Raw genomic sequence first — 18,491 nt, forward strand, 5'->3', positions numbered from 1 at the left:
TCTCCCTCGCTGCGTGCGGCTACGTGGCGTCGTCCAGGTGCTCACGGTCCTCGGGAGTCCCGCCGATGGCTCCGGCCGCGGTGCTCCTGGGCGTGGTGGTCGACTCTGCACCCGTGCGTCTGTCTGGTGCTCGTTGGAGTCGGCTCGGGCGGCGACGGGCGCACCCGACCGCAGGGAGAGTGCCTTGATCCGTGAGTTCGATCTCGCCGAGGACGATCTTGCGGCCCTCGGCAGCCGAGCGCAGTCCGGCCTGGGCCAGGCGCACACCGCGGGCGCCGGCGAGGAAGTCGTAGGGGTGTGCGCCGTCGCCGACGACGTAGCGGATGAACTGCTCCCACTGGGCCTTGAATCCGTTATCGAACACGGCGTTGTCCGGCACCTGCTGCCACTGCCCGCGGTAGCCGCCGACTTCGGCGAGGTCGGGGTTCCACACCGGTTTCGGGGTGGCGGCCCGGTGCTGGATCACGCACCGGTGCAGGCCCGCTACCGCGCTGCCCTCGGTCCCGTCGACCTGGAACTCGACGAGCTCGTCGCGGTGCACGCGCACCGCCCAGGACGAGTTGAGCTGGGCGATGACGCCGCCGGCGAACTCGAAGATCGCGTAGGCCGCGTCATCTGCAGTGGCCTGATACGGCTTGCCCTGCTCGTCCCAGCGTTGCGGGATGTGCGTGGCGGTGACCGCAGTGACGGCTTCGACTTGGCCGAAGAGGTTCTCTAGAACGTAGTTCCAGTGGCAGAACATGTCGGTGGTGATGCCGCCGCCGTCCTCGAGCCGGTAGTTCCAGCTCGGGCGCTGGGCGCCCTGCCAATCGCCCTCGAAGACCCAGTAGCCGAATTCGCCGCGCACCGACAGGATCCGGCCGAAGAACCCGGCGTCGATCAGGCGCTTGAGCTTGAGCAGGCCCGGGAGGTACAGCTTGTCGTGCACGACGCCGTTCTTCACCCCGGCCGCCGCAGCCGCCTCGGCCAGGCGAAGCGATCCCTCGACGGACTCTGCGATGGGCTTCTCGGTGTAGACGTCCTTGCCGGCGGCGACGGCCTTGAGGATCGAGGCTTCGCGCACGGAGGTGAGCTGGGCGTCGAAGTAGATGCGCAGGTCGTCCTCCGCCAGAATCTCGTCCAGGTCGGTACTCCAGCGGGCGATGCCGTGGCGCTCGGCGATGTCGCTGATCTTCTCGGCGTTGCGGCCCACCAGGACGATCTCGATGGGCTGTCGGGTGCCGTCGGTCAGCTCCACGCCGCCTTGGTCGCGGATGGCCAGCAGAGAACGGACAAGGTGTTGGCGGTAGCCCATCCGGCCGGTGGCGCCGTTGACGATGATGCCGAGAGGCTTTCGGGCCATGCTGAAGCTCCCTGTATGGTCACGCGTCCGGGCCGAGGCGGCGGACCGGGTCGTAGGCGTGCAGGAACCCACACATGCCCAAGGTGGTGTGCGGCGGGCTGGGGATGCGCTGGACCGAGGCGTCGCGCAGGTGCGCGACCCGCCCGTCACGCAGGGCCCTGACATTATCGAGGGCGGCTGCGGCCGTGGCCGCGGCGCCGTCCTCGATCAGGCGTTGCCATTCGGCCAGCCGCGGGGAGACGAGAGCGGCGGCTTGTCGGTGGAAGTCGTCGAGGGCTGCGTGGTTTCCCCGCTCCCATTGCCGCAGGAGGTCGGTGAAGCCCTCGATGGCAAGATCGCGCCGGGCACGGGCGCGCTCCGCGCTGGGTTCGCCGTCGGTGTCGAGCACGGATGCGGCGCTCCCGTAGCCCTCAGCTGTGAGGTGCGCGGGCGGGAAGGTCATCACGGCGTCGCCGGCCTCGGGTAGGCCGGAGTTCTGCATGATGACGAGTACGCGCAGGTCGCCGTCGTTGATGGCGCGGTGGATGGTGCCCGGGGTGAACCAGACGACGTCGCCGGGTTCGAGGCTCTGCACGGTGGGCCCGCTGTGACTCAGCGTCTGCAGCCGTCCCCGGCCGCCGACGACGACGTACGCCTCCGTGCACGTCAGGTGCATGTGCGGCGAGCCGCCGTGTTCGTCGTCGGCGGTCGGCCAGGGGTAGGCGGTCAGCTCGCTGATGCCGACGGCGCCGGGGAACTCCGGATACGCCCGCCCGGCTGCGGCGCTCACAGCGCGAACTCGTCCGCTATCGGCTCCAGGGCAGCGCGGTCGGTTGAGTGGTCGATGAAGACGAACCGGTGGCGCAGCCGTAGGGTGTCTCCGGGTTCGAGCTTGATCTCGGTGTCGAAGGCCGGGGAGGGGTTGAGGCAGGCGAAGGGATCGCTGCGGGAGAACCAGGTGAGCGGGACCTCGGCCGAGGACGTGCCGGCGAAGGCGAGGACAGTGGCGCCGCCGTCGATCTCGTCGTGCTCGCCGCTGATCGCGGCCCACGCGCCGCGCGAGCCCATGACCGTGTCGTTCTCCGCGCCGTCGGCGAGGATGCTCGCGCCGGTGAACGCGCGCGGGCCCCGCCAGAACAGGCCGGTGTACCCGGCGTTCGGGCGGCCGTGGGTGCTCGGGCTGCCCAGGTCCAAGGTCACCTCGTGCACGTTGGTCAGGTCGGTGGCGAAGTCCAGGGCCCAGATGCCGCGGGCCGCGTCGGCGCCGTGGAAACGCAGGGTCCTGGTCTCCTCGATCCACCGTTCGTCGGTGGAGGCGACCCAGTCGAGCCGTTCGACCACGCTCGCGTCGGTCGCGTCTGCGTCGCAGTGCTCGAAGGAGCTGTGCAGCTGGCGGCCGTGGTTCTCGCGCCAGACGTAGCCGTGGCCGGGTGCGCCCTGTTCGAAGCTCGGGCCGCCCCAGAAGTTCTGGCCGGACAGGTGCGACCAGGTCAGCTGCAGTCCTTTGTGCCAGCGGTGGTCCCAAGGGCGGTAGACGCCGACGGGCGCGCCGGAGAGGGTGCGCAGCGGGTAGAGGTAGGGCTTCGGCGACTCGGTCAGGGGCGTGTCCGGCCGGTAGACGTAGCTGGCGACCTGGATGCCACCGATGGTGACAGCGAGGGCGGTGCTGTCGTTGTCGTCGCGCAGGTGGAAGACAGTGTCAGACACGGACGGTCTCCTTCTCGGTGCTCGTGTCCAGGGCGCCGCTCATGGAGCGGTAGTACGGGTTTTCGGGTCCGGGCGGGGCGGTCACGGGCCGGCCGGTGGCGGCGGATTCGTAGAGCGCCGCGATGAATCCGAGCACGCGCCGTCCGTCATCGCCGGAGGCCTCGGGACGCCGTCCGGCGCGCAGGTCCTCGAGCAGGTGGCGCAGCTGTGCGGTGTGGCTGCTGGCCTCGTCGAGCTCAGGCGCGCCGAGGTCGGCCGCGGTGTCCTCGGCCCGGTGCGGGGCCGGGGTCCAGGTCCAGTCGGTGTTGTCGTATCCGTACAGGTGGGTGAGCTCGACGGTCGCTTCGGGGAAGTCGAAGCGCAGGTAGCTGGTCTCGCGCGGAGACAGGACACTGTTGACCATGGAGACCATGGCGCCGGAGGCGAACCGGACGATCGCCATGGATGCGTCTTCGGTCTCGACGTCGCGGGCGAGGGTGCCGGCTGCGGCGCGAACCTCGGTCCACTCCCCCATCAGCGCGAGCATCAGGTCCATCTGGTGGATGCCGTGGCCCATGGTCGGGCCGCCGCCCTCGGTCGCCCACTTCCCGCGCCACGGAACCTCGTAGTAAGCATCATTGCGGTACCAGAGGGTGTGGCAGATCCCGACGAGCGGCGCCCCGAGCGTTCCGGTGCGGATGTGCTCGCGCAGGGCGCGGGCGGCCGAGCCGAAGCGGTGCTGGAAGACGTAGGAGACGTAGGGCCCGTCGGTACCTTCGTGGGCTGCGATCTCGTCGTATTCGGCCAGGGACAGGGTCGGGGGCTTCTCGCACCACACCGACACCCCCCGCTGGAGGCAGGCGATGATCGCGTCGCGGTGGGCGATCGGCGGGGTGCAGACGATAGCGAGGTCCGCGCGGGTCTCTTCCAGCATCTCCTCGAGGTCGCCGTACGCGGCGGGTATCTCCCACCGTTCGGCGAACGCGCGGGCCCGGTCGATGTCGACATCGAGGACGGCGACGGTCTCCACGGGCGTGTTCTGGGCGCGCAGGGCGGGCAGGTGGCAGGTCTCGGCGATGTTTCCGGCGCCGATGATCGCCACCCGTACGGGACGGGCGGGGTCGGTCATGGTGGTCCCTTGTTTGTTTCAAAGAGCACGGTGTTCAGAAGGCGCAGCAGGTCAGGAGCGGTGGTTCGGCCGGGCCAGCGTCTGGGCGGGGTTGGCGAACCGCAGGCTCACCAGCAGTCCGAGCAGTGCGATGGCCATGTAGAACACCGTCATCGCGGCGGTGAGGGCGGGCGGCGGGCCGCCGGGGTCCGACAGCGCGCCGAAGATGGTGACCACGAGGGTCTGGGTCTTGGCCCCGGAGACGAAGAAGGTCAGCTCGAAGGAACCGAGTACCCGCACCAGGCTCAGCACGCCGGCCGCGACGATGCCGGGGGTGAGCAGCGGGACCAGGACCCTGCCGAACAGCTGCAGGTTGTTCGCGCCGAACACCTTCGCGGCGTTCTCGACGTCCGGGGAGATCTGCTCGACGAACGGCACCGTGATCAGGATGACGAGCGGGAGGATCGGCACCAGGTTGACCAGGATCACCGACAGCAGCGTGCCGCCGATCCCGAGCCGGTACATCAGGGCCGCGAGCTGCACCGCGTAGGTGAGCGACGGGAGGATCACCGGCAGCAGCGCGAACAGCAGGATCGCGTTGCGGCCGGGGAACTTCTTGCGGGCCAGGACGTACCCGGCCGGCACTCCGATCGCCAGGGCCACGAGCACGTCCACGATGGCCACTTCGAAGGTGACCTCGATGGACTGGGCCAGGCCGGGAGTGTGCCAGGCCTGGCGGAACCAGTCGAGGGTCCAGCCGCCGGGCAGCCAGCTTCCGCCCCAGGACGTGCCGAGCGAGGTGACGATCACCGAAACGAGCACGGACAGCAGGGTCGCGGCGAACACGCCCGCGACGATCCAGGTGAGTACCGCGGTGACGGTGGGGCGGCGGCGCGCGGCGGCCGGGGCTTCGGTTTTCGGGACCGGAACGGGTGCGAGTGTCGTGGAGGTCATGTCAGCCCTTCCCGCCGATGGCCGCGCCCTTGAACAGCCGGCCGCGGATGAAGACGACCAGGCCGAGGATCAGCAGTTCGATCGCGGTGAGCACGATCGCGATCGCCGAGGCCTGGGTGTAGTCGGAGTTCTGCGATGCGGCCTGGTAGATCGGGATGGTCAGCACATGGGTCTGGTTGTCGGGCTGGCCCACGAGGATCGCCGAGGGGAAGATCGCGAACGCCTCGACCAGGGCCAGCATGAACGCTGTCAGGATCCCGGGAGCCGCGAGTGGCAGGATGATCCGCCAGAACCGGGCCGCCCGGCCGGCGCCGAGCGAGGCCGCCGCGTGCTCGAGCGAGCGGTCGATGCCGCCGAAGAACCCCATCATCATCAGGAACGCGAGCGGGAGCGTGGTGAGCACGGCCGCGATGAACGTGCCCCAGTAGTTGTAGATCAGGTTCGCCGAGCCGAGCCCGACTGCCTTCAGGACGAGGTTGAGCCAGCCGAAGGGCGAGAAGACCCGGGGCATGCCCTGGGCGATCAGGATGCTGCCGAACGTGATCGGCAGCATCACCACCAGCGTGACGATCTTTCGTCCCCGGAAGTCACGACGGCACTGGTAGGCCAGCGGAGCCGCGATCCCGACGCTGACGAGGGCGACCGGCAGGGCGAGGCGCAGCGTCTTGAGGATCGAGCCGGCCTGGTAGGGGTCGGAGAAGAAGTTCTTGTAGTTCGCCAGCGCCCCGCCGCCGTTCACCGGCTCGAAGGAGATCGAGACGCCGTAGATGAACGGGTAGAGGAACAGCCCTGCGATCACGGCGACCGCGGGAAGGAGCAGGAGCAGGGACCAGTCGATGCCGCGCTCGGCCAGCCGGTGGCGTATCGGGCGGCGCGGATCGAGCGAGGAGACAGGGATGTCGGTCATGGCGCGCCGGCCTCGACGTCGAGCTCGCTGCGGTCCAGCCCGCCCTGGTAGACCAGCACCCGGTCCGGACGGGCCGTCAGGGCGAGCGTGGAACCGGCCACCACGGGCAGGTCGGTCTTCAAGTGCAACACGCCGCCCGCGGCGGTGCGTGCCTGGACCGAGAGCTCACGTCCGTGGAACTCCACCACCTCCGCGACCGCCTTGATCGCGTTCGGGTCTGACTCCGCGCCGATGGTCAGGTCCTCCGGGCGGACCGCGACCGTCACCCCGGCACCGGAGGCGAGTCCGGTGCCGGAGATCAGGGTGCCGGTCACGGTCGTGGCGAACGCCGTGACCGACACCTGCGCGCCGGAGCCGGACTCCAGGAACTGGGCCGGGAACAGGTTGCGGTAACCCATGAACCCGGCGACGTACGCACTGGCCGGATTCGTATACACCTCTTGCGGAGTGCCGGTCTGCTCGAGGCGGCCCTTGCGCAGCACGACCAGTCGGGTTGCGAGCGAGAGCGCCTCTTCCTGGTCGTGGGTGACGTAGAGAACCGTCAGCCCGCGCTCCTGGTAGATCCGCTTGATCTCGGTGCGCATCTCGATGCGCAGCGCGGCGTCGAGGTTCGAAAGCGGCTCGTCCATCAAGACCACTTCGGGTTCGATCGCCAGGGCCCGGGCGATCGCGACGCGCTGCTGCTGACCGCCCGAAAGCTGTGAGGGCAACTTGGCCGCGTGCTCCTCGAGCTGCACGGTGCGCAGCGCCGCGAGCGCGCGCTCCTGCCGCTCCCGGCGCGCCACCTTGCGCATCGCCAGCCCAAACTCGACGTTCTTGCGCACACTCAGGTGCGGGAAGAGCGCGTAGTTCTGGAACACCATCCCGAAGCCGCGCTTCTCGGTCGGCTGGGTGTCGATGCGTTCGCCGTCGCGCCAGATCGAGCCGCGGGTGAGCGGCTGCAGGCCGGCGAGGCAGCCCAGTGCGGTCGACTTGCCGCACCCGGAGGGGCCGAGCAGGGCCACGAACTCTCCGCGGCCGAGCTCGAGGTCGAAGTCGGCCAGGGCGGGCGGGTTCTTACCGTAGGCCCGGGTGACCCCGCGCAGCGAAAGCTTCTCGAATCCCACGCTCGTGGTCCTCACGTTCAGGTCGGTCATCGTGCCGGCCATGGATCAGCTACCGACCTTGGCGCCCACATTGCGCTGCCAGAGGCTGAAGGCCTGCTGCATGTTCGCCGGCGTGAGCGGAGTACGGACATTGCCGCCGGCGAGCGCGGACGGGAAGAAGTCCGGACGGCCCCACTGCGCGATGAACGCGGTCACCGCGGAACCGGAGTTCTGCGCCGTGACGTTCTTGTTCGCCGTCGTCAGCACGCCGGTGGTCAGCCGCATCTGCTGTGCCGGAGCCGAGACCATGTACGACTCGAGTTTGAGGTCCACGTACAGCGTCTGGGCGTTCACCCCGGCCGGGATCATCGCGTAGTGCCCGTCGCTGATCCAGTTCTGGTCGGAGAACAGTGCGATGCCGGTGTTCGCGGGCCAGGTCCCGGACTTCCGATTGGACACGTCGTGCGCGATGATCGTCGGGATCAGATCGAGCTGCCCGGCGCCGAACTGCTGGGCCAGGATCGTCGAGCTGGTCGGGTAGCTGCTGACGTACTGCCCGAGCTGCTGAAGGTACGCCCAGGTCTTGGTCCAGCCGTTGACGGGGTCAGACGGGTCCGAGTCGCCGAGCATGTACGGCAGCGCCTCGATGAACGCGCGGCCGGAACCGGAGTTGGCCGGCTCGGCGTAGGAGAACTTGCCCGGGTGCGCCTTCGCCCACGCCAGGATCGCCGCCGGCGTCGTCGGCACCTGGCTCGCGCTCACCACAGACGGGTTGTAGTCCACGAACGGGCCGTTGGGGTCGTAGTTGACCAGCAGGCCGTACCCGTTCGACATGCTCTGGAAGTTCGCCCGGCCCTCGTCCTGGATGGTGGAGAGCACTGGCAGGCTCGTGATCTGCTCCGGCAACTGCTGGAGCAGCACGTGCTGCGCCTCGCCGGCGCCGAGCACGTCCGGGCCGCCGAGCACCAGCGAGGTGCTCACCGAGTTGCCCATCTGCTGCGCCTTGATCTTCCCGGTCACATCGGTGGCTGCCGCGGTCTGGTAGGTGACCGAGGAGACGAGGTCCGGGTTGTCCTTCACGAACTGCGCTATCGCGGCCTGTCCGCCGCCGGTGAGGTCGCCGCCCCCGTCCAGGATCGTCAGCGCGATCGGGCTGGTCGGCTTGACCGGCACCAGCGGGTTCGAGGACGACGACGAGGAGGAGGTGGCGCTGCCGGGCGCGCCGCAAGCGGAGATCAGGGCAGTGGTCAGCACCGCCGCGGCGGCACCTGACAGGACTCTCGAGGCCCGAAACACCTTGAGGTTAGCGCGCTGTGTCATCAATGATCCTTCCGTGGCACACCAATGTGCCGTAAAGCACCGGTTGAGGCGATAGCCGGACCGGGAGCAAGTGGAGGGGACGAGCCGTTCATCGGTTCTCAACGGCGCGGAGTTGAACATAGTGATCGATCACCCTAGGCGTCAAGACTTCTGGTGGTGATCGATCACTTTTCTTGCCCAAGGTCTACCTGACCTGCTACTTCAGAGAAACTCGCGGGCTCCCGCTACCGCGGCGCGGGCCCGGAGGAGGCGCGCGGGATCAGCGTGAACAGGCCCTCGATCTCGATGGAGGGCTTCGGCTCGTCGCGGATGAGCGCGATCAGCTGCCCCATCGCCTGACGCCCGATCGTCTCGCGGTCGGAGGCGACGGTGGAGATGGACGGCAGGAAGTACTCGGTGAACTGCTCGTTGTCCCAGCCGAACACGCTCACCTCTTCGGGCACGCGGACTCCGCGGTCCTGGAAGCCGCGGATCACACCCATGGCCACGTAGTCGTTCGCGGCCAGTACCGCCGTCACACCGGAATCCGCCGACAGTTCCCGGGCCGCGTCGTACCCGGAGCCGACCGACCAGTCCCCCTCGACCACCCCGTAGTTCTCCAGCCCGAGCTCCTCGAGCGTCTGCTCGTAGACGAGTCGCCGGTTGAGCGCGGAAGCCCAGTCGGGCGAGCCCGCCACATGCAGGAAGCGTCGATGCCCGAGCTCGGCGAGATGACGCACGATCATCCCGGCCGGCCGGCCGTCGGCCAGATCGCCGCGCGCGTGCATCCGGTCGTCGTACTCGCCGTAGACCACGATCGGCCGGTTGCCCGCCGCCTCGATGACCTGGTCGCTCAGCGGCGTGAAGGAAAGCACGCCTTCGACTTGCTGACTGTCGAGCAGCGAGAGCGTGCCCTCGGCCCGGCGGGTCTCATCGCCCTCGAGACCGACCACGTCCGTGGTGTACCCGGCCGCACGCGCCGCCCCGGACGCCCCGCGCAGCACCGGTATCGGGACGAAGGTCGTCAGCTCCGGCAGCACGATCGCGATCCGGTTGGTCCGGCGCGTGCGCATGGACCGGGCGACGAGGTTGGGCTTGTAGTCGAGCTCCTTGACCGCCTTGTCGATCTTCTCCCGAGTCGCAGGCCGCAGCCCGCCCTCGTTGCGCAGGTACCTCGACACCGTCTGATGCGAGACGCCCGCCGCGTGCGCGACATCCCAGATCGTCGCCCGCTTGCGGCCGTTTTCGGACTCACCTGTCATGAGCCGGCTGCCACCCCTCTCCGTACGAGAACCACCGGTCGCCGTCGATGCCTACGCGGGCCCACGGTATAGCCGACGCGGCCGCGCCGGACAGTGCCGCGCACAGACATCGCCCACCAGCGCGAAGCACATCCGGCCATCATAGGGTGATCGATCACTTCATGTCTCTTGACGCCAAGTGTGATCGATCACTATCTTCCTCGATGCCGCCCGCCCACCACGGTTGCCCGCCGCGAGTGCCTGGCGGCCGGTTGACCGTACTTATACGTACGGACCCTCACCCCGGTTGAACCTGGAAGGCGACACGATGAAGTGGACTTCCCTCCCCCGACGGCTGCACAGCGGGCGAAAAGCCCTGGCCGTCATAGGCACGCTGGCGATGGCGACGAGCGGCCTGGCGATCTCGGCGGCCTCACCGGCCGCCGCGGCTACCGGCACGACGTACTACGTATCCACCTCCGGCAGCGACTCGAACTCCGGCACCAGCTCAAGCTCGCCGTGGAAGACGCTCGCGAAGGTGAACGCCACCACGTTCCAGCCCGGCGACCAGATCCTGTTCCAGGACGGGGGAACCTGGACCGGGCAGCTGTGGCCCAAGGGCTCAGGCTCCTCGAGCGCCCCGATCACGATCGCCGGCTACGGATCCGGCGCCAAGCCGGCCATCGCCGGCGCCGGGACCGTGCCCGACACGGTGAAGATCTGGGACCAGCAGTACTGGACCATCACCGGCATCGACGTCTCCAACAACGCGGGCAGCTCAGCGTCGAACCTCGGGGACTTCCGCGGCATCCACATCGGCGGCGACGACAGCCAGGCCCTCTCCGGCTTCACCATCAACGCCGTCAACGTGCACGACGTGACCGGCGTGGACGACTGGATCGGCGGCTCCACCTCGAACAACAAGACCGGAATCAACTTCCAGATGGGCTGGGACCGGGCCAAGGACACCGGCGGCATCGTGTTCAACACCACCGTGCCCGACATCGCCTCACCGCCGAGCACAGCGACGACCCTGAACGACATCACCATCGAGAACTCCTCGATCGAGAACACCTCCTGGGGCGGGATCGTCCTCAAGCAGTACACCGGCGACGCGCCGGGCGCCGTGGCGACCGGATGGGGCGTGCCCAGCTCCTCCACCGACTCGCGCTACGCACCGTTCACCAACGTCACGATCGAAGGCAACTACATCACCCAGCAGGGCACCGCCTACGGCTCCAACGGCATACTCATCGCCGATGTGCGCAACAGCGTGGTGCAGAACAACCTCATCAACCAGGTCGGCACCTGCGGCATCGAACTCGACTACTCCGATGTCGCCAGCGTGCAGCACAACGAGGTCACCGGCACCACCGTCAAGGCCGGCGGCGGCGACTCGAACGGCATCGACACCGACATGGGCACCACGAACATGACGGTGCAGTACAACTACCTGCACAACAACGACGTCGGGTTCCTCGTCTACCAGATCCACTGGGGCAACAGCGTCTGGCGCTACAACGTCATCACCAACAGCAGCAAGTACTCCATGCAGCTCGGCTCCGTGAGCAGCGCCACCGCACAGATCTACAACAACACCTTCTACAACACGTCATCGTCCATGGCGTGGCTCATGACCGCGAGCAACTACGCGTTCACAAACGACATCTTCTACACCACCGTCGCTTCGCCGACCATGGCGTCGGGCACCGGGGTGGTCTACAACAAGAACCTCTACGGCGGCACCTCGCCGACCGTCCCGTCCGGCGATGCCCATGCCATCACCGGCGACCCCCGATTCGCCAACCCCACCGCCGGCGGAACCGGCACCCAGGCGACCGGACCGGATCTCAGCGCCGGGCTCAACTGGCAGATCGCCGCGACCTCACCGGCCGCCAACGCGGGTGTGACCATCGCGAACAACGGCGGCATCGACTACAACGGCGCCACCGTCCCGACCGTGCCGGACATCGGCGCCCTCCAGCACAGCACCTCGACCCAGAACCCGGCGTTCAAGGACACCTTCGACTCACTCGCCACCGGCGCCCTGGCCACCGGAACCGACGGCTGGACCGTCACCTCCACCGGCAACGCAGTGAACGTGGTGGCCACGCCGAGCTCCACCGACCACAGCGTCGAGCTCATCCGCACCGCGAACACCGGCGGCACCCCGGGTACGAACATCACCCATGCCTTCTCCAGCGGTCTGACCGGCAGCTTCTCCGTCTCCGCTGACGTCATGCGCGACTCGAGCACCAGCGGCACCGGCTACTTCTGCCTGCCCTACCTCTACAACTCCTCGGGCGCCCCGGTGATCAGCGTCGCGTTCAGCAACGGCGAGATCGAAGCCTACGAAGGCACGACCCTGACCAACATCGAGGCCTACACGCTCGGCAGCTGGTACCACATCGAACTCGACGTCGACACCGCCAGCCAGACCTTCACCCTCTACATCAACGGAGTCGAAAAAGTCTCCGGCGCCGGCTTCCGCGCAAGCGCCACCAGCATCAACAGCCTGGCGTTCTACGCCAACGCCTCCAACTACGGCGACGCGTACGTCAACAATGTGACCGTCTCGTAGTCGGGAGGCACGTCACCGGCACGGTCAGTTCCGCCACATCAGCTCACGGCGCGCGGCAGATTGCCGGCGCTCTCACCAAGTCGGCTCCGGCGAAGCCGGAGCCGACTTCTGGGACCGGACTGGTCCGCGACTCGGGCCGGATCGAGAACGAACCGGGGCGTGCCTGTCATACTGGGGCGACGCCGTGCGCCGGATCGGGTCTGGATACACCGGACCTGACTCGGTATCAGGTGTGAAGTCACGGGTCGGTGATGTCCCGCGGGATGCGCCGGGCATCCTGCGGCCGCCCGGGTGCAGGAGGCCGCGGTGACCGATCGTCAGGACAGAGCCACGCCCGAGCCGCCCGAGCCGCCCGGGGCGGGCGCGGCATCGGGGCACGGCCCCGGAACGCGGGACACGCTGCGGCTCGCGGTCGTGGTCGGCGCGCTCGGCGTGGTCTTCGGCGACATCGGGACCAGCCCGATCTACACGCTCCAGACCGTGTTCAACCCCTCCGACCCGCATCCGGTCCCGGTCAGCAGCCAGAACGTCTTCGGCGTCGTCTCGCTCGTGTTCTGGTCCGTGACGATCATCGTCACGGTCACCTACGTGCTGCTCGCGATGCGCGCCGACAACGACGGCGAGGGCGGCATCATGGCCCTGATCACGCTGCTGCGGCCACCGGGCGGTCGGCGGGGACGGCGGCACGCGGCGGTGCTGGCGGCGCTGGGGCTGTTCGGCGCCTCGCTGTTCTTCGGCGACAGCATGATCACCCCGGCGATGTCGGTGCTCTCGGCGACCGAGGGGCTCAAGGTGGTCGAACCCTCGCTCGCCGACCTGGTCGTGCCGGTCACCGCGGTGATCATCCTGGTGCTGTTCCTGGTGCAGCGCCGCGGCACCGCGGCGGTCGGCCGGATCTTCGGGCCAGTGATGGTGCTGTGGTTCGTCGCGATCGGCCTGAGCGGCGTCGGCGGCATCACCGAGCACCCCGACATCCTCAAGGCCCTGTCGCCGACCTACGCGCTCGGCTTCCTCGCCGGCCACTTCGGCATCGGCTTCTTCGCCCTGGCCGGCGTCGTGCTCGCGGTGACGGGCGCGGAGGCCCTGTACGCCGACATGGGGCATTTCGGCCGCAGGTCGATCACCTGCGGCTGGCTGCTGCTGGTCTTCCCCGCGTGCACGCTGAGCTACCTCGGCCAGGGCGCGCTGATCCTCGACGACCCGGCCAACGTCTCCGGCCCCTTCTTCCTGCTCGTGCCCGGCTGGGCGCGGCTGCCGATCGTGCTGCTCGCCACCGCGGCGACGGTGATCGCCTCGCAGGCCGTGATCACCGGCGCCTACTCGGTCACCTCCCAGGCCGCCCAGCTCGGCTACCTGCCCAGGCTGCGGATCGCGCACACCTCGGAGCACCGGATCGGCCAGGTCTACGTGCCCTGGATCAACTGGCTGCTGATGGTCGCGGTGCTCACCCTGGTCTTCGCCTTCCGCAGCTCGGCCGCCCTGGCCTTCGCCTTCGGCATGGCCGTGACCGGCACGATCACCATCACGACCCTGCTGTTCTTCTCCTACGCCAGGGCCCGGTGGGGCACGCCGCTGTGGCTGCTTGCCCCCGGCGCGGCCGTCCTGCTGGCGGTGGACGTGCTCTTCGTCGCGGCCAACCTGACGAAGCTGATCCACGGCGCGTGGCTGCCGCTGCTGATCGGGCTGGTCGCGTTCGCCGTGATGACCACCTGGCGGCGCGGCCGCGAGATCGTCTCGGCCGAGCGGGCCCGGCGCGAGGGCCCGCTGCGCGAGTTCGTCGAGCAGCTGCGGGCCGAGGAGCTCGGGACGCACCTGGTGCCCGGCACGGCCGTCTTCCTCAACCGCGGCAAGGCGAGCGCACCGCTGGCCATACGCGCGAACGCCGAGCACAACCACGTGCGGCACGAGCACATCGTGATCATGTCGGTCGAGACCGAGCCGGTGCCGCGGGTCCCGGCCGAGCGCAGGATCGAGGTCGACGACCTCGGCTACACCGACGACCGGATCATCCACGTCACCGCCCGGTTCGGCTACATGGAGACGCCGAACGTCCCCGCGGCGCTGCGGCTGGTGGACCCGGCTCTGACCGAGGGGGAGCTGGACCTCGAGAACGCGTCCTACTTCCTCTCGACGATCGAGCTGGACCGCGGCGACGCGCCGACGATGGCGCCGTGGCGCAAACGGCTGTTCATCGCCACCTCCTACATCACCGCCGACGCCGCCGAGTACTTCGGCCTGCCCCGCAACCGCACCGTCATCATGGGCTCGCAGATCGAGGTGTGACGGCCGCCGAATCTCGGAGTGCGCGTCGCACTCCGCCGGACGCTGTGCTGATGCCCACGCGTGCATGCATGATCCCGCAGCGCCCTTCATCCCCAGGCGGCGTCCAGCCTCTCCCAGAGCAGCCCGGCCCGTCCCCACGCCGGGTCGAGGATCGTGACTTGCCAGGCGAGGAAGAGCGAAGCGACAGCGCGGGGGCAGTCTTCGCCGTAGTAGACGCCGATGTCCACGACTGAAGCCACCGCCCCGGCCCACGTGCAGGGCTTTGCATCGCGGATGCTGACGGCGATGCGAGTCGGGTTCTCCCACGCGGGCGGCGTCGCCATGACGACGAGGTCGGTACCGAGACAGACGTTCTGGATCCGCTCGGCGGTGTCCTCGGTGCAGAAGCCGTCGACGGACGCGCGCTGCCCGCAGCCGTCAGCGAGTGCGACGCCCGGTTGAGAGTTCGTGGTGACGTAGCCGTTGCGGTTGGCGCGGGCCAGGTGCGGGATGAGCGACACCGTCTCGTCGGCGGGTCGGACCTTCCCATCCTCACCTGGGAAGTAGGCGGGCAGATAGCTGTTGCAGCCCTCGAGCCAGTCGGCCGTGAGGTTGCCGAGATCGGCGAGCGTGCGGGCGTACTGCCAGAGTTCCTGATGGGTGGTCACGGTGCTTCCTTGTCCGGTGTCTGCGTTCGCATACGTCAGGTAGCGATCATGACGGAACCTCAGGCCGCCGCATCGCGGTGGGCGGGATCGCCAACGCGGCGAACTGCGGATCCCAGATCGTCGAGGGAACGTCGAGGCAAGAAGACCCGCGCGCCGGCCGCGGTCCGGCAGCCGTCGATGGCCGGCTGAACATCGCCGTCAGTGGCGTTCTTGAACCCGACCGGCATGGACAAGCCCGAAGCCGGTTGCCGATGCACTTGGCTTTCGGAGACGAACTCACCGACCCGGTTCGCCCCCCTCACCCGAACGGCGCAATCCGAGAGGCGACGGGGGCGATAGGCGAGTTGCGTGGGAGGAGTCGAGACTCTTGGAGGTAGGGCCATGCGCAAGGTGGCAGATTGCCGGGAATACCCGAGCGAGGTGAACTGCACGCTCACCATCTCGGGCGAGGAGGACGAGGTCGTCGCCGCGGCCGCGGTGCACGCACAAACCGTGCACAAGGAGCAAGACACCCCTGAACTGCGCGAACAGATCCGCGGCATGCTCAAGGACGAGGCGGCGATCGGCTGACGGCGACGCCGAACCAGTCGAGGCCACACGGACACGCCAGAGCGAGGAAGGCGGGCCCGTCAACCTCGGACGTCGAAAGTCCCACCACTTATGCCCGTCGAAAGTCCCACCACTTATGCCCGCAGTCCTTGCACTGCCAGTAATCGCCGCGGGCTCCATGCGCACCCGATGTATTCCCGCTGCCGCACTCAGGACACTTCATCGAGCCTCCCGGATAACCTATCCAATACGGGTATGCACTTCGCGTCCCGTCTGGGGCGATGCACAGCCGCTCACCGCGAGACGGATCCACGCGTGCCCGGCCGCCGCCTGCCCGCGACCGAACGCGACCGGAGCCTCATCGTGGAACTCAACGCTCTCCCGGGTGGCGTCCAACCGACTTCCTAATGCTCCTCGCCGATCAACGCACAAGCTCGGACCGGGAAGGTCCCCATGCCCTCGACCGCCAGTGGCGCGGCGTGGAAACGGAATCCGTAGGCAGGGAGCTGTTCCAGCCCGCGAAGATGCTCCACGATGGGGATACCGGCATCCAGCAACGCGGTGTGTGCCGGCCGGGTGCCGTCGTCGGTGTCGTCGATGTTCAGGGAGTCGATCCCGACCAGCGCGGGCTGCTGCTCCGCCAGCCACTTCGCGGCGTCGGCGGAGAGGAACGGGTGTCCACTGCCGTACCGCTCAGTGCCCCAGTTCCGGTCCCAACCGGTGTGGATGAGCACGGCTTTGCCTGCGACATCGTAAGGCAGGAACACGCCACGCTCGATCGCCCGCTCCGAGCTGCCGACGGTCCGGACCACTACCCCGTCGACATCGGTGAGACGGGACAGCGGCAGCGCCGCAAGGTCTGCGCCGCCTGCGAAGCGGTGGAAGGGACTATCGACGTATGTGCCGGTATTGGCGACCATCGAGATGCTGTTGATGGAGAATTCGGTGCCGGGTTCGTAGTGGTCGCGCGACGCCTCGCGCGAGAGATGGTCACCGATCTGAGGACCGGGCAGCCCCGGGTAGGTGACCATTCCTTGCCTGATCACGTGGCTGAGGTCGACGATCGCCCGCGTGCGCCGGTGCTCGGCGCCCGCTGTCGCCCGCGATCCCTTGTGCGCCTCCCGCAGCATCAGCATATTGCTGATGTCCACCCGGTCGACCATCAACAGCCCGAGGTGGCGCACGAACAGCTCGCCCACCGCCGCGGCGGTGATCTGCGGCCCGGCCGCGTCCAGCCGGAAGTCCTGGGCCTGTAGGGCGCCGCCGTTGGCGAAGGTCACCGCGGCGTCGAATTGCACCCGCCACTGGTCGTCGTCGCTCATGACTCGATGATCTGTGAAGTCCTGCTTGATGACAAGCGCTACTTTCTGAAGTGAAGACACAGCAGAGCTTATGAAACCCGACCCGCGCTGTCTCAGGGTCCTGCGTGTGGTGGCGTTGCGCCGAGGGATGGCGGACGCGGCACAACTGCTGCATCTGACGCCCTCGGCTGTCTCACAGCGCCTCGTGCAGGTCCCGGGCGATGGGGCGAGGCAGATCGCCGGCAGGCGCCGGCGTAGCGCCAGTGGTGCGCACTGCCCCATGGTGAGGACGGTGGCCCAGGCACCGTCCGGGCTCAGCGCAAGCTCATCCGACTGCACGCCGTTTCCGGCCGATTGCGAGGTGAAGGACGCGTCAGCCCACGTCTTTCGCCATGGCTTCGATCTGGGCCTCGACGAGGTCGGGGTGGTCGAGGGGGATGTCGTGGGAACTGTCGGCGGCCGTGAGGAGGTGCCGGTTGGGTGCCGCGTCGGCGAACTGGGCTTGCGCGGTGCGCCATGCCTGGGCGTCGGGCGGCGAGGTCGGGAACGGGGTCTGGGAGGAGACGATGACGGTGGCGGGTACGGCGGCCGGCCAGGTGGCTTCGTGGTAGGCGTGCTGGTCCGCGACGTAGTCGGCAGCGACGGCGAGCAGTTGGCGGTCCGCCTGGGTGACGGACGCGGGCTTCAGCGCCTGGATCGCTGCGACCTGTGCTTGGGTGGCGGCCGCGACCCGGGCGATCTCAGTGTCGGTGCTGAACTGGGGCACGCTGGCGTCGACGAGGACGGCGCCGGCGAACTGGCCGGGGTGCTGGCCGGTGATGTAGGTGGCGATCTCTCCGGCTTCGGAGTGGGACACGAGGATCACGTCGTGGGTGGCCCCGAGGGCGGTGAGCCCGGCTTCGAGGTCTGAGACGGCGTTCTGCACCTTCCAGGGGCCGGGGACGGGGTCGCTGGCGCCCATCCCCTCCCGGTCATAGGTGATGATCTCCGATCCGGTTTTCTTTGCCAGGACAGGAACGATGTTCTTCCAGTAGGAGGAGTCCTCGCCGCCGCCGGCGTCCAGGACGATCGCCGGCAGGTTGCCGGGGGTGATGTGGAACGCCAGCTTGTGCCCCTGATTGGTGATCATGCGCAGGGTGGACTGGGGCGCGGCGGCCGGGGCGGCCTTCGTCGTGGCCACCTCGGCGGAGGCACTGCGGGAGGCTGAAGGATTGGCGGACTGCGCGCAGCCGGCCAGGACGCCGGCCATCGCCGCGGCCGAGCCCACCTGGATCGCGGTGCGCCGGGCGGCGGAGCGCAGCTTGTATGCGGCCATGACGAACTCCAAATGATCGTGGATTTATCGTGGATATAAGGTGCTTGTGTTCGAGAGCGCGTTTCTTCGCTTCCCGGCGAGATCAATCCTGCTCGGGTTGCCCGGCATGGTCACTGGGGCTGGACACCCAGGGCGGGTGTACGAAGCTTCACCGCGCGCAGGGGCGATTTCGCGCAGCCGGGCCGGCCGCACCCCGGACCGGCTGCGCCGTGGT

The 18,491-nt window shown here is 68.5% G+C and carries 15 protein-coding genes and 1 pseudogene; 3 read left to right on the forward strand and 13 right to left on the reverse strand.

What is annotated here, in order from left to right; translation table 11 throughout:
• Positions 1-19: 19 nt before the first annotated feature.
• From ACTRO_RS16620 to ACTRO_RS16660, 9 genes are all read right to left on the reverse strand, one after another.
• Positions 20-1,342: a Gfo/Idh/MocA family protein gene (locus tag ACTRO_RS16620; protein WP_084316318.1), complete on the reverse strand. Its 1,323-nt coding sequence runs from the start codon at positions 1,340-1,342 to the stop codon at positions 20-22.
• 19 nt (positions 1,343-1,361) lie between these two features.
• Positions 1,362-2,111, reverse strand: a complete 750-nt coding sequence (locus ACTRO_RS16625; protein WP_034264023.1) for a cupin domain-containing protein — start codon at positions 2,109-2,111, stop codon at positions 1,362-1,364.
• Positions 2,108-3,028 carry a DUF6807 domain-containing protein gene (locus tag ACTRO_RS16630; protein ID WP_034264024.1) on the reverse strand — a complete coding sequence of 307 codons (921 nt, stop codon included), beginning with the start codon at positions 3,026-3,028 and terminating at the stop codon, positions 2,108-2,110. The genes ACTRO_RS16625 and ACTRO_RS16630 overlap by 4 nt, the downstream gene beginning before the upstream one ends.
• Positions 3,021-4,136 (reverse strand): Gfo/Idh/MocA family protein, encoded by a 1,116-nt coding sequence (locus ACTRO_RS16635; protein WP_034264027.1) that lies wholly within the window; start codon positions 4,134-4,136, stop codon positions 3,021-3,023. The genes ACTRO_RS16630 and ACTRO_RS16635 overlap by 8 nt, the downstream gene beginning before the upstream one ends.
• Before the next feature lie 51 nt (positions 4,137-4,187).
• Complete coding sequence (locus tag ACTRO_RS16640; RefSeq protein WP_034264029.1) at positions 4,188-5,069, reverse strand: ABC transporter permease; 882 nt, start codon at positions 5,067-5,069, stop codon at positions 4,188-4,190.
• A gap of 1 nt (position 5,070) precedes the next feature.
• Positions 5,071-5,976: an ABC transporter permease gene (locus ACTRO_RS16645; protein WP_034264033.1), complete on the reverse strand. Its 906-nt coding sequence runs from the start codon at positions 5,974-5,976 to the stop codon at positions 5,071-5,073.
• The gene (locus ACTRO_RS16650) at positions 5,973-7,124 is read right to left on the reverse strand and encodes an ABC transporter ATP-binding protein (RefSeq protein ID WP_211244288.1); all 1,152 of its coding nucleotides are present in this window, start codon (positions 7,122-7,124) and stop codon (positions 5,973-5,975) included. Before ACTRO_RS16650 ends, ACTRO_RS16645 begins: the two co-directional genes overlap by 4 nt.
• Positions 7,125-7,127: 3 nt before the next feature.
• Entirely contained in the window at positions 7,128-8,381 is a 1,254-nt protein-coding gene (locus tag ACTRO_RS16655; protein WP_169739911.1) for an extracellular solute-binding protein, read from the reverse strand.
• Positions 8,382-8,605: 224 nt separating this feature from the next.
• Positions 8,606-9,622: a LacI family DNA-binding transcriptional regulator gene (locus ACTRO_RS16660; RefSeq protein ID WP_034264036.1), complete on the reverse strand. Its 1,017-nt coding sequence runs from the start codon at positions 9,620-9,622 to the stop codon at positions 8,606-8,608.
• 307 nt (positions 9,623-9,929) lie between these two features.
• Between ACTRO_RS16660 and ACTRO_RS16665 the strand changes: the two genes are divergently transcribed.
• Both ACTRO_RS16665 and ACTRO_RS16670 read left to right on the forward strand, forming a co-directional pair.
• On the forward strand, positions 9,930-12,182 hold the full coding sequence (locus ACTRO_RS16665; RefSeq protein WP_084316320.1) for a right-handed parallel beta-helix repeat-containing protein: 2,253 nt from the start codon (positions 9,930-9,932) through the stop codon (positions 12,180-12,182).
• A gap of 306 nt (positions 12,183-12,488) precedes the next feature.
• Complete coding sequence (locus ACTRO_RS16670) at positions 12,489-14,465, forward strand: potassium transporter Kup (RefSeq protein ID WP_034275208.1); 1,977 nt, start codon at positions 12,489-12,491, stop codon at positions 14,463-14,465.
• Between the two features lie 86 nt (positions 14,466-14,551).
• On the opposite strand, the gene ACTRO_RS43440 is transcribed toward ACTRO_RS16670, so the two are convergent.
• Together ACTRO_RS43440 and ACTRO_RS51440 are read right to left on the reverse strand one after the other, a co-directional pair.
• Positions 14,552-15,112, reverse strand: a complete 561-nt coding sequence (locus ACTRO_RS43440) for a DUF6919 domain-containing protein (RefSeq protein ID WP_051450947.1) — start codon at positions 15,110-15,112, stop codon at positions 14,552-14,554.
• 148 nt (positions 15,113-15,260) lie between these two features.
• A pseudogene (locus ACTRO_RS51440) lies at positions 15,261-15,384 on the reverse strand (3-deoxy-7-phosphoheptulonate synthase); the annotation flags it as partial.
• Positions 15,385-15,493: 109 nt separating this feature from the next.
• Here ACTRO_RS51440 and ACTRO_RS16680 point away from each other — a divergent pair.
• On the forward strand, positions 15,494-15,682 hold the full coding sequence (locus tag ACTRO_RS16680) for a DUF1059 domain-containing protein (protein ID WP_034264037.1): 189 nt from the start codon (positions 15,494-15,496) through the stop codon (positions 15,680-15,682).
• 383 nt (positions 15,683-16,065) lie between these two features.
• Here the strand turns inward: ACTRO_RS16680 and ACTRO_RS16685 are convergent, their stop codons facing one another.
• Entirely contained in the window at positions 16,066-16,983 is a 918-nt protein-coding gene (locus tag ACTRO_RS16685; RefSeq protein WP_034264040.1) for a cyclase family protein, read from the reverse strand.
• A gap of 352 nt (positions 16,984-17,335) precedes the next feature.
• Positions 17,336-18,277 carry an alpha/beta fold hydrolase gene (locus ACTRO_RS16690; protein WP_034275213.1) on the reverse strand — a complete coding sequence of 314 codons (942 nt, stop codon included), beginning with the start codon at positions 18,275-18,277 and terminating at the stop codon, positions 17,336-17,338.
• Positions 18,278-18,491: the final 214 nt, after the last annotated feature.

Source organism: Actinospica robiniae DSM 44927, from assembly GCF_000504285.1.
Classification (GTDB): domain Bacteria; phylum Actinomycetota; class Actinomycetes; order Streptomycetales; family Catenulisporaceae; genus Actinospica; species Actinospica robiniae.

Excerpts from the sequence above, each read along its gene's own strand:
- ACTRO_RS16620 (WP_084316318.1), bottom strand. The coding sequence starts at position 1,342 with ATGGCCCGAAAGCCTCTCGGCATCATCGTCAACGGCGCCACCGGCCGG.
- ACTRO_RS16635 (WP_034264027.1), bottom strand. The coding sequence starts at position 4,136 with ATGACCGACCCCGCCCGTCCCGTACGGGTGGCGATCATCGGCGCCGGA.
- ACTRO_RS16640 (WP_034264029.1), bottom strand. The coding sequence starts at position 5,069 with ATGACCTCCACGACACTCGCACCCGTTCCGGTCCCGAAAACCGAAGCC.
- ACTRO_RS16645 (WP_034264033.1), bottom strand. The coding sequence starts at position 5,976 with ATGACCGACATCCCTGTCTCCTCGCTCGATCCGCGCCGCCCGATACGC.
- ACTRO_RS16650 (WP_211244288.1), bottom strand. The coding sequence starts at position 7,124 with ATGGCCGGCACGATGACCGACCTGAACGTGAGGACCACGAGCGTGGGA.
- ACTRO_RS16655 (WP_169739911.1), bottom strand. The coding sequence starts at position 8,381 with ATGACACAGCGCGCTAACCTCAAGGTGTTTCGGGCCTCGAGAGTCCTG.
- ACTRO_RS16660 (WP_034264036.1), bottom strand. The coding sequence starts at position 9,622 with ATGACAGGTGAGTCCGAAAACGGCCGCAAGCGGGCGACGATCTGGGAT.
- ACTRO_RS16665 (WP_084316320.1), top strand. The coding sequence starts at position 9,930 with ATGAAGTGGACTTCCCTCCCCCGACGGCTGCACAGCGGGCGAAAAGCC.
- ACTRO_RS16680 (WP_034264037.1), top strand. The coding sequence starts at position 15,494 with ATGCGCAAGGTGGCAGATTGCCGGGAATACCCGAGCGAGGTGAACTGC.
- ACTRO_RS16685 (WP_034264040.1), bottom strand. The coding sequence starts at position 16,983 with ATGAGCGACGACGACCAGTGGCGGGTGCAATTCGACGCCGCGGTGACC.
- ACTRO_RS16690 (WP_034275213.1), bottom strand. The coding sequence starts at position 18,277 with ATGGCCGCATACAAGCTGCGCTCCGCCGCCCGGCGCACCGCGATCCAG.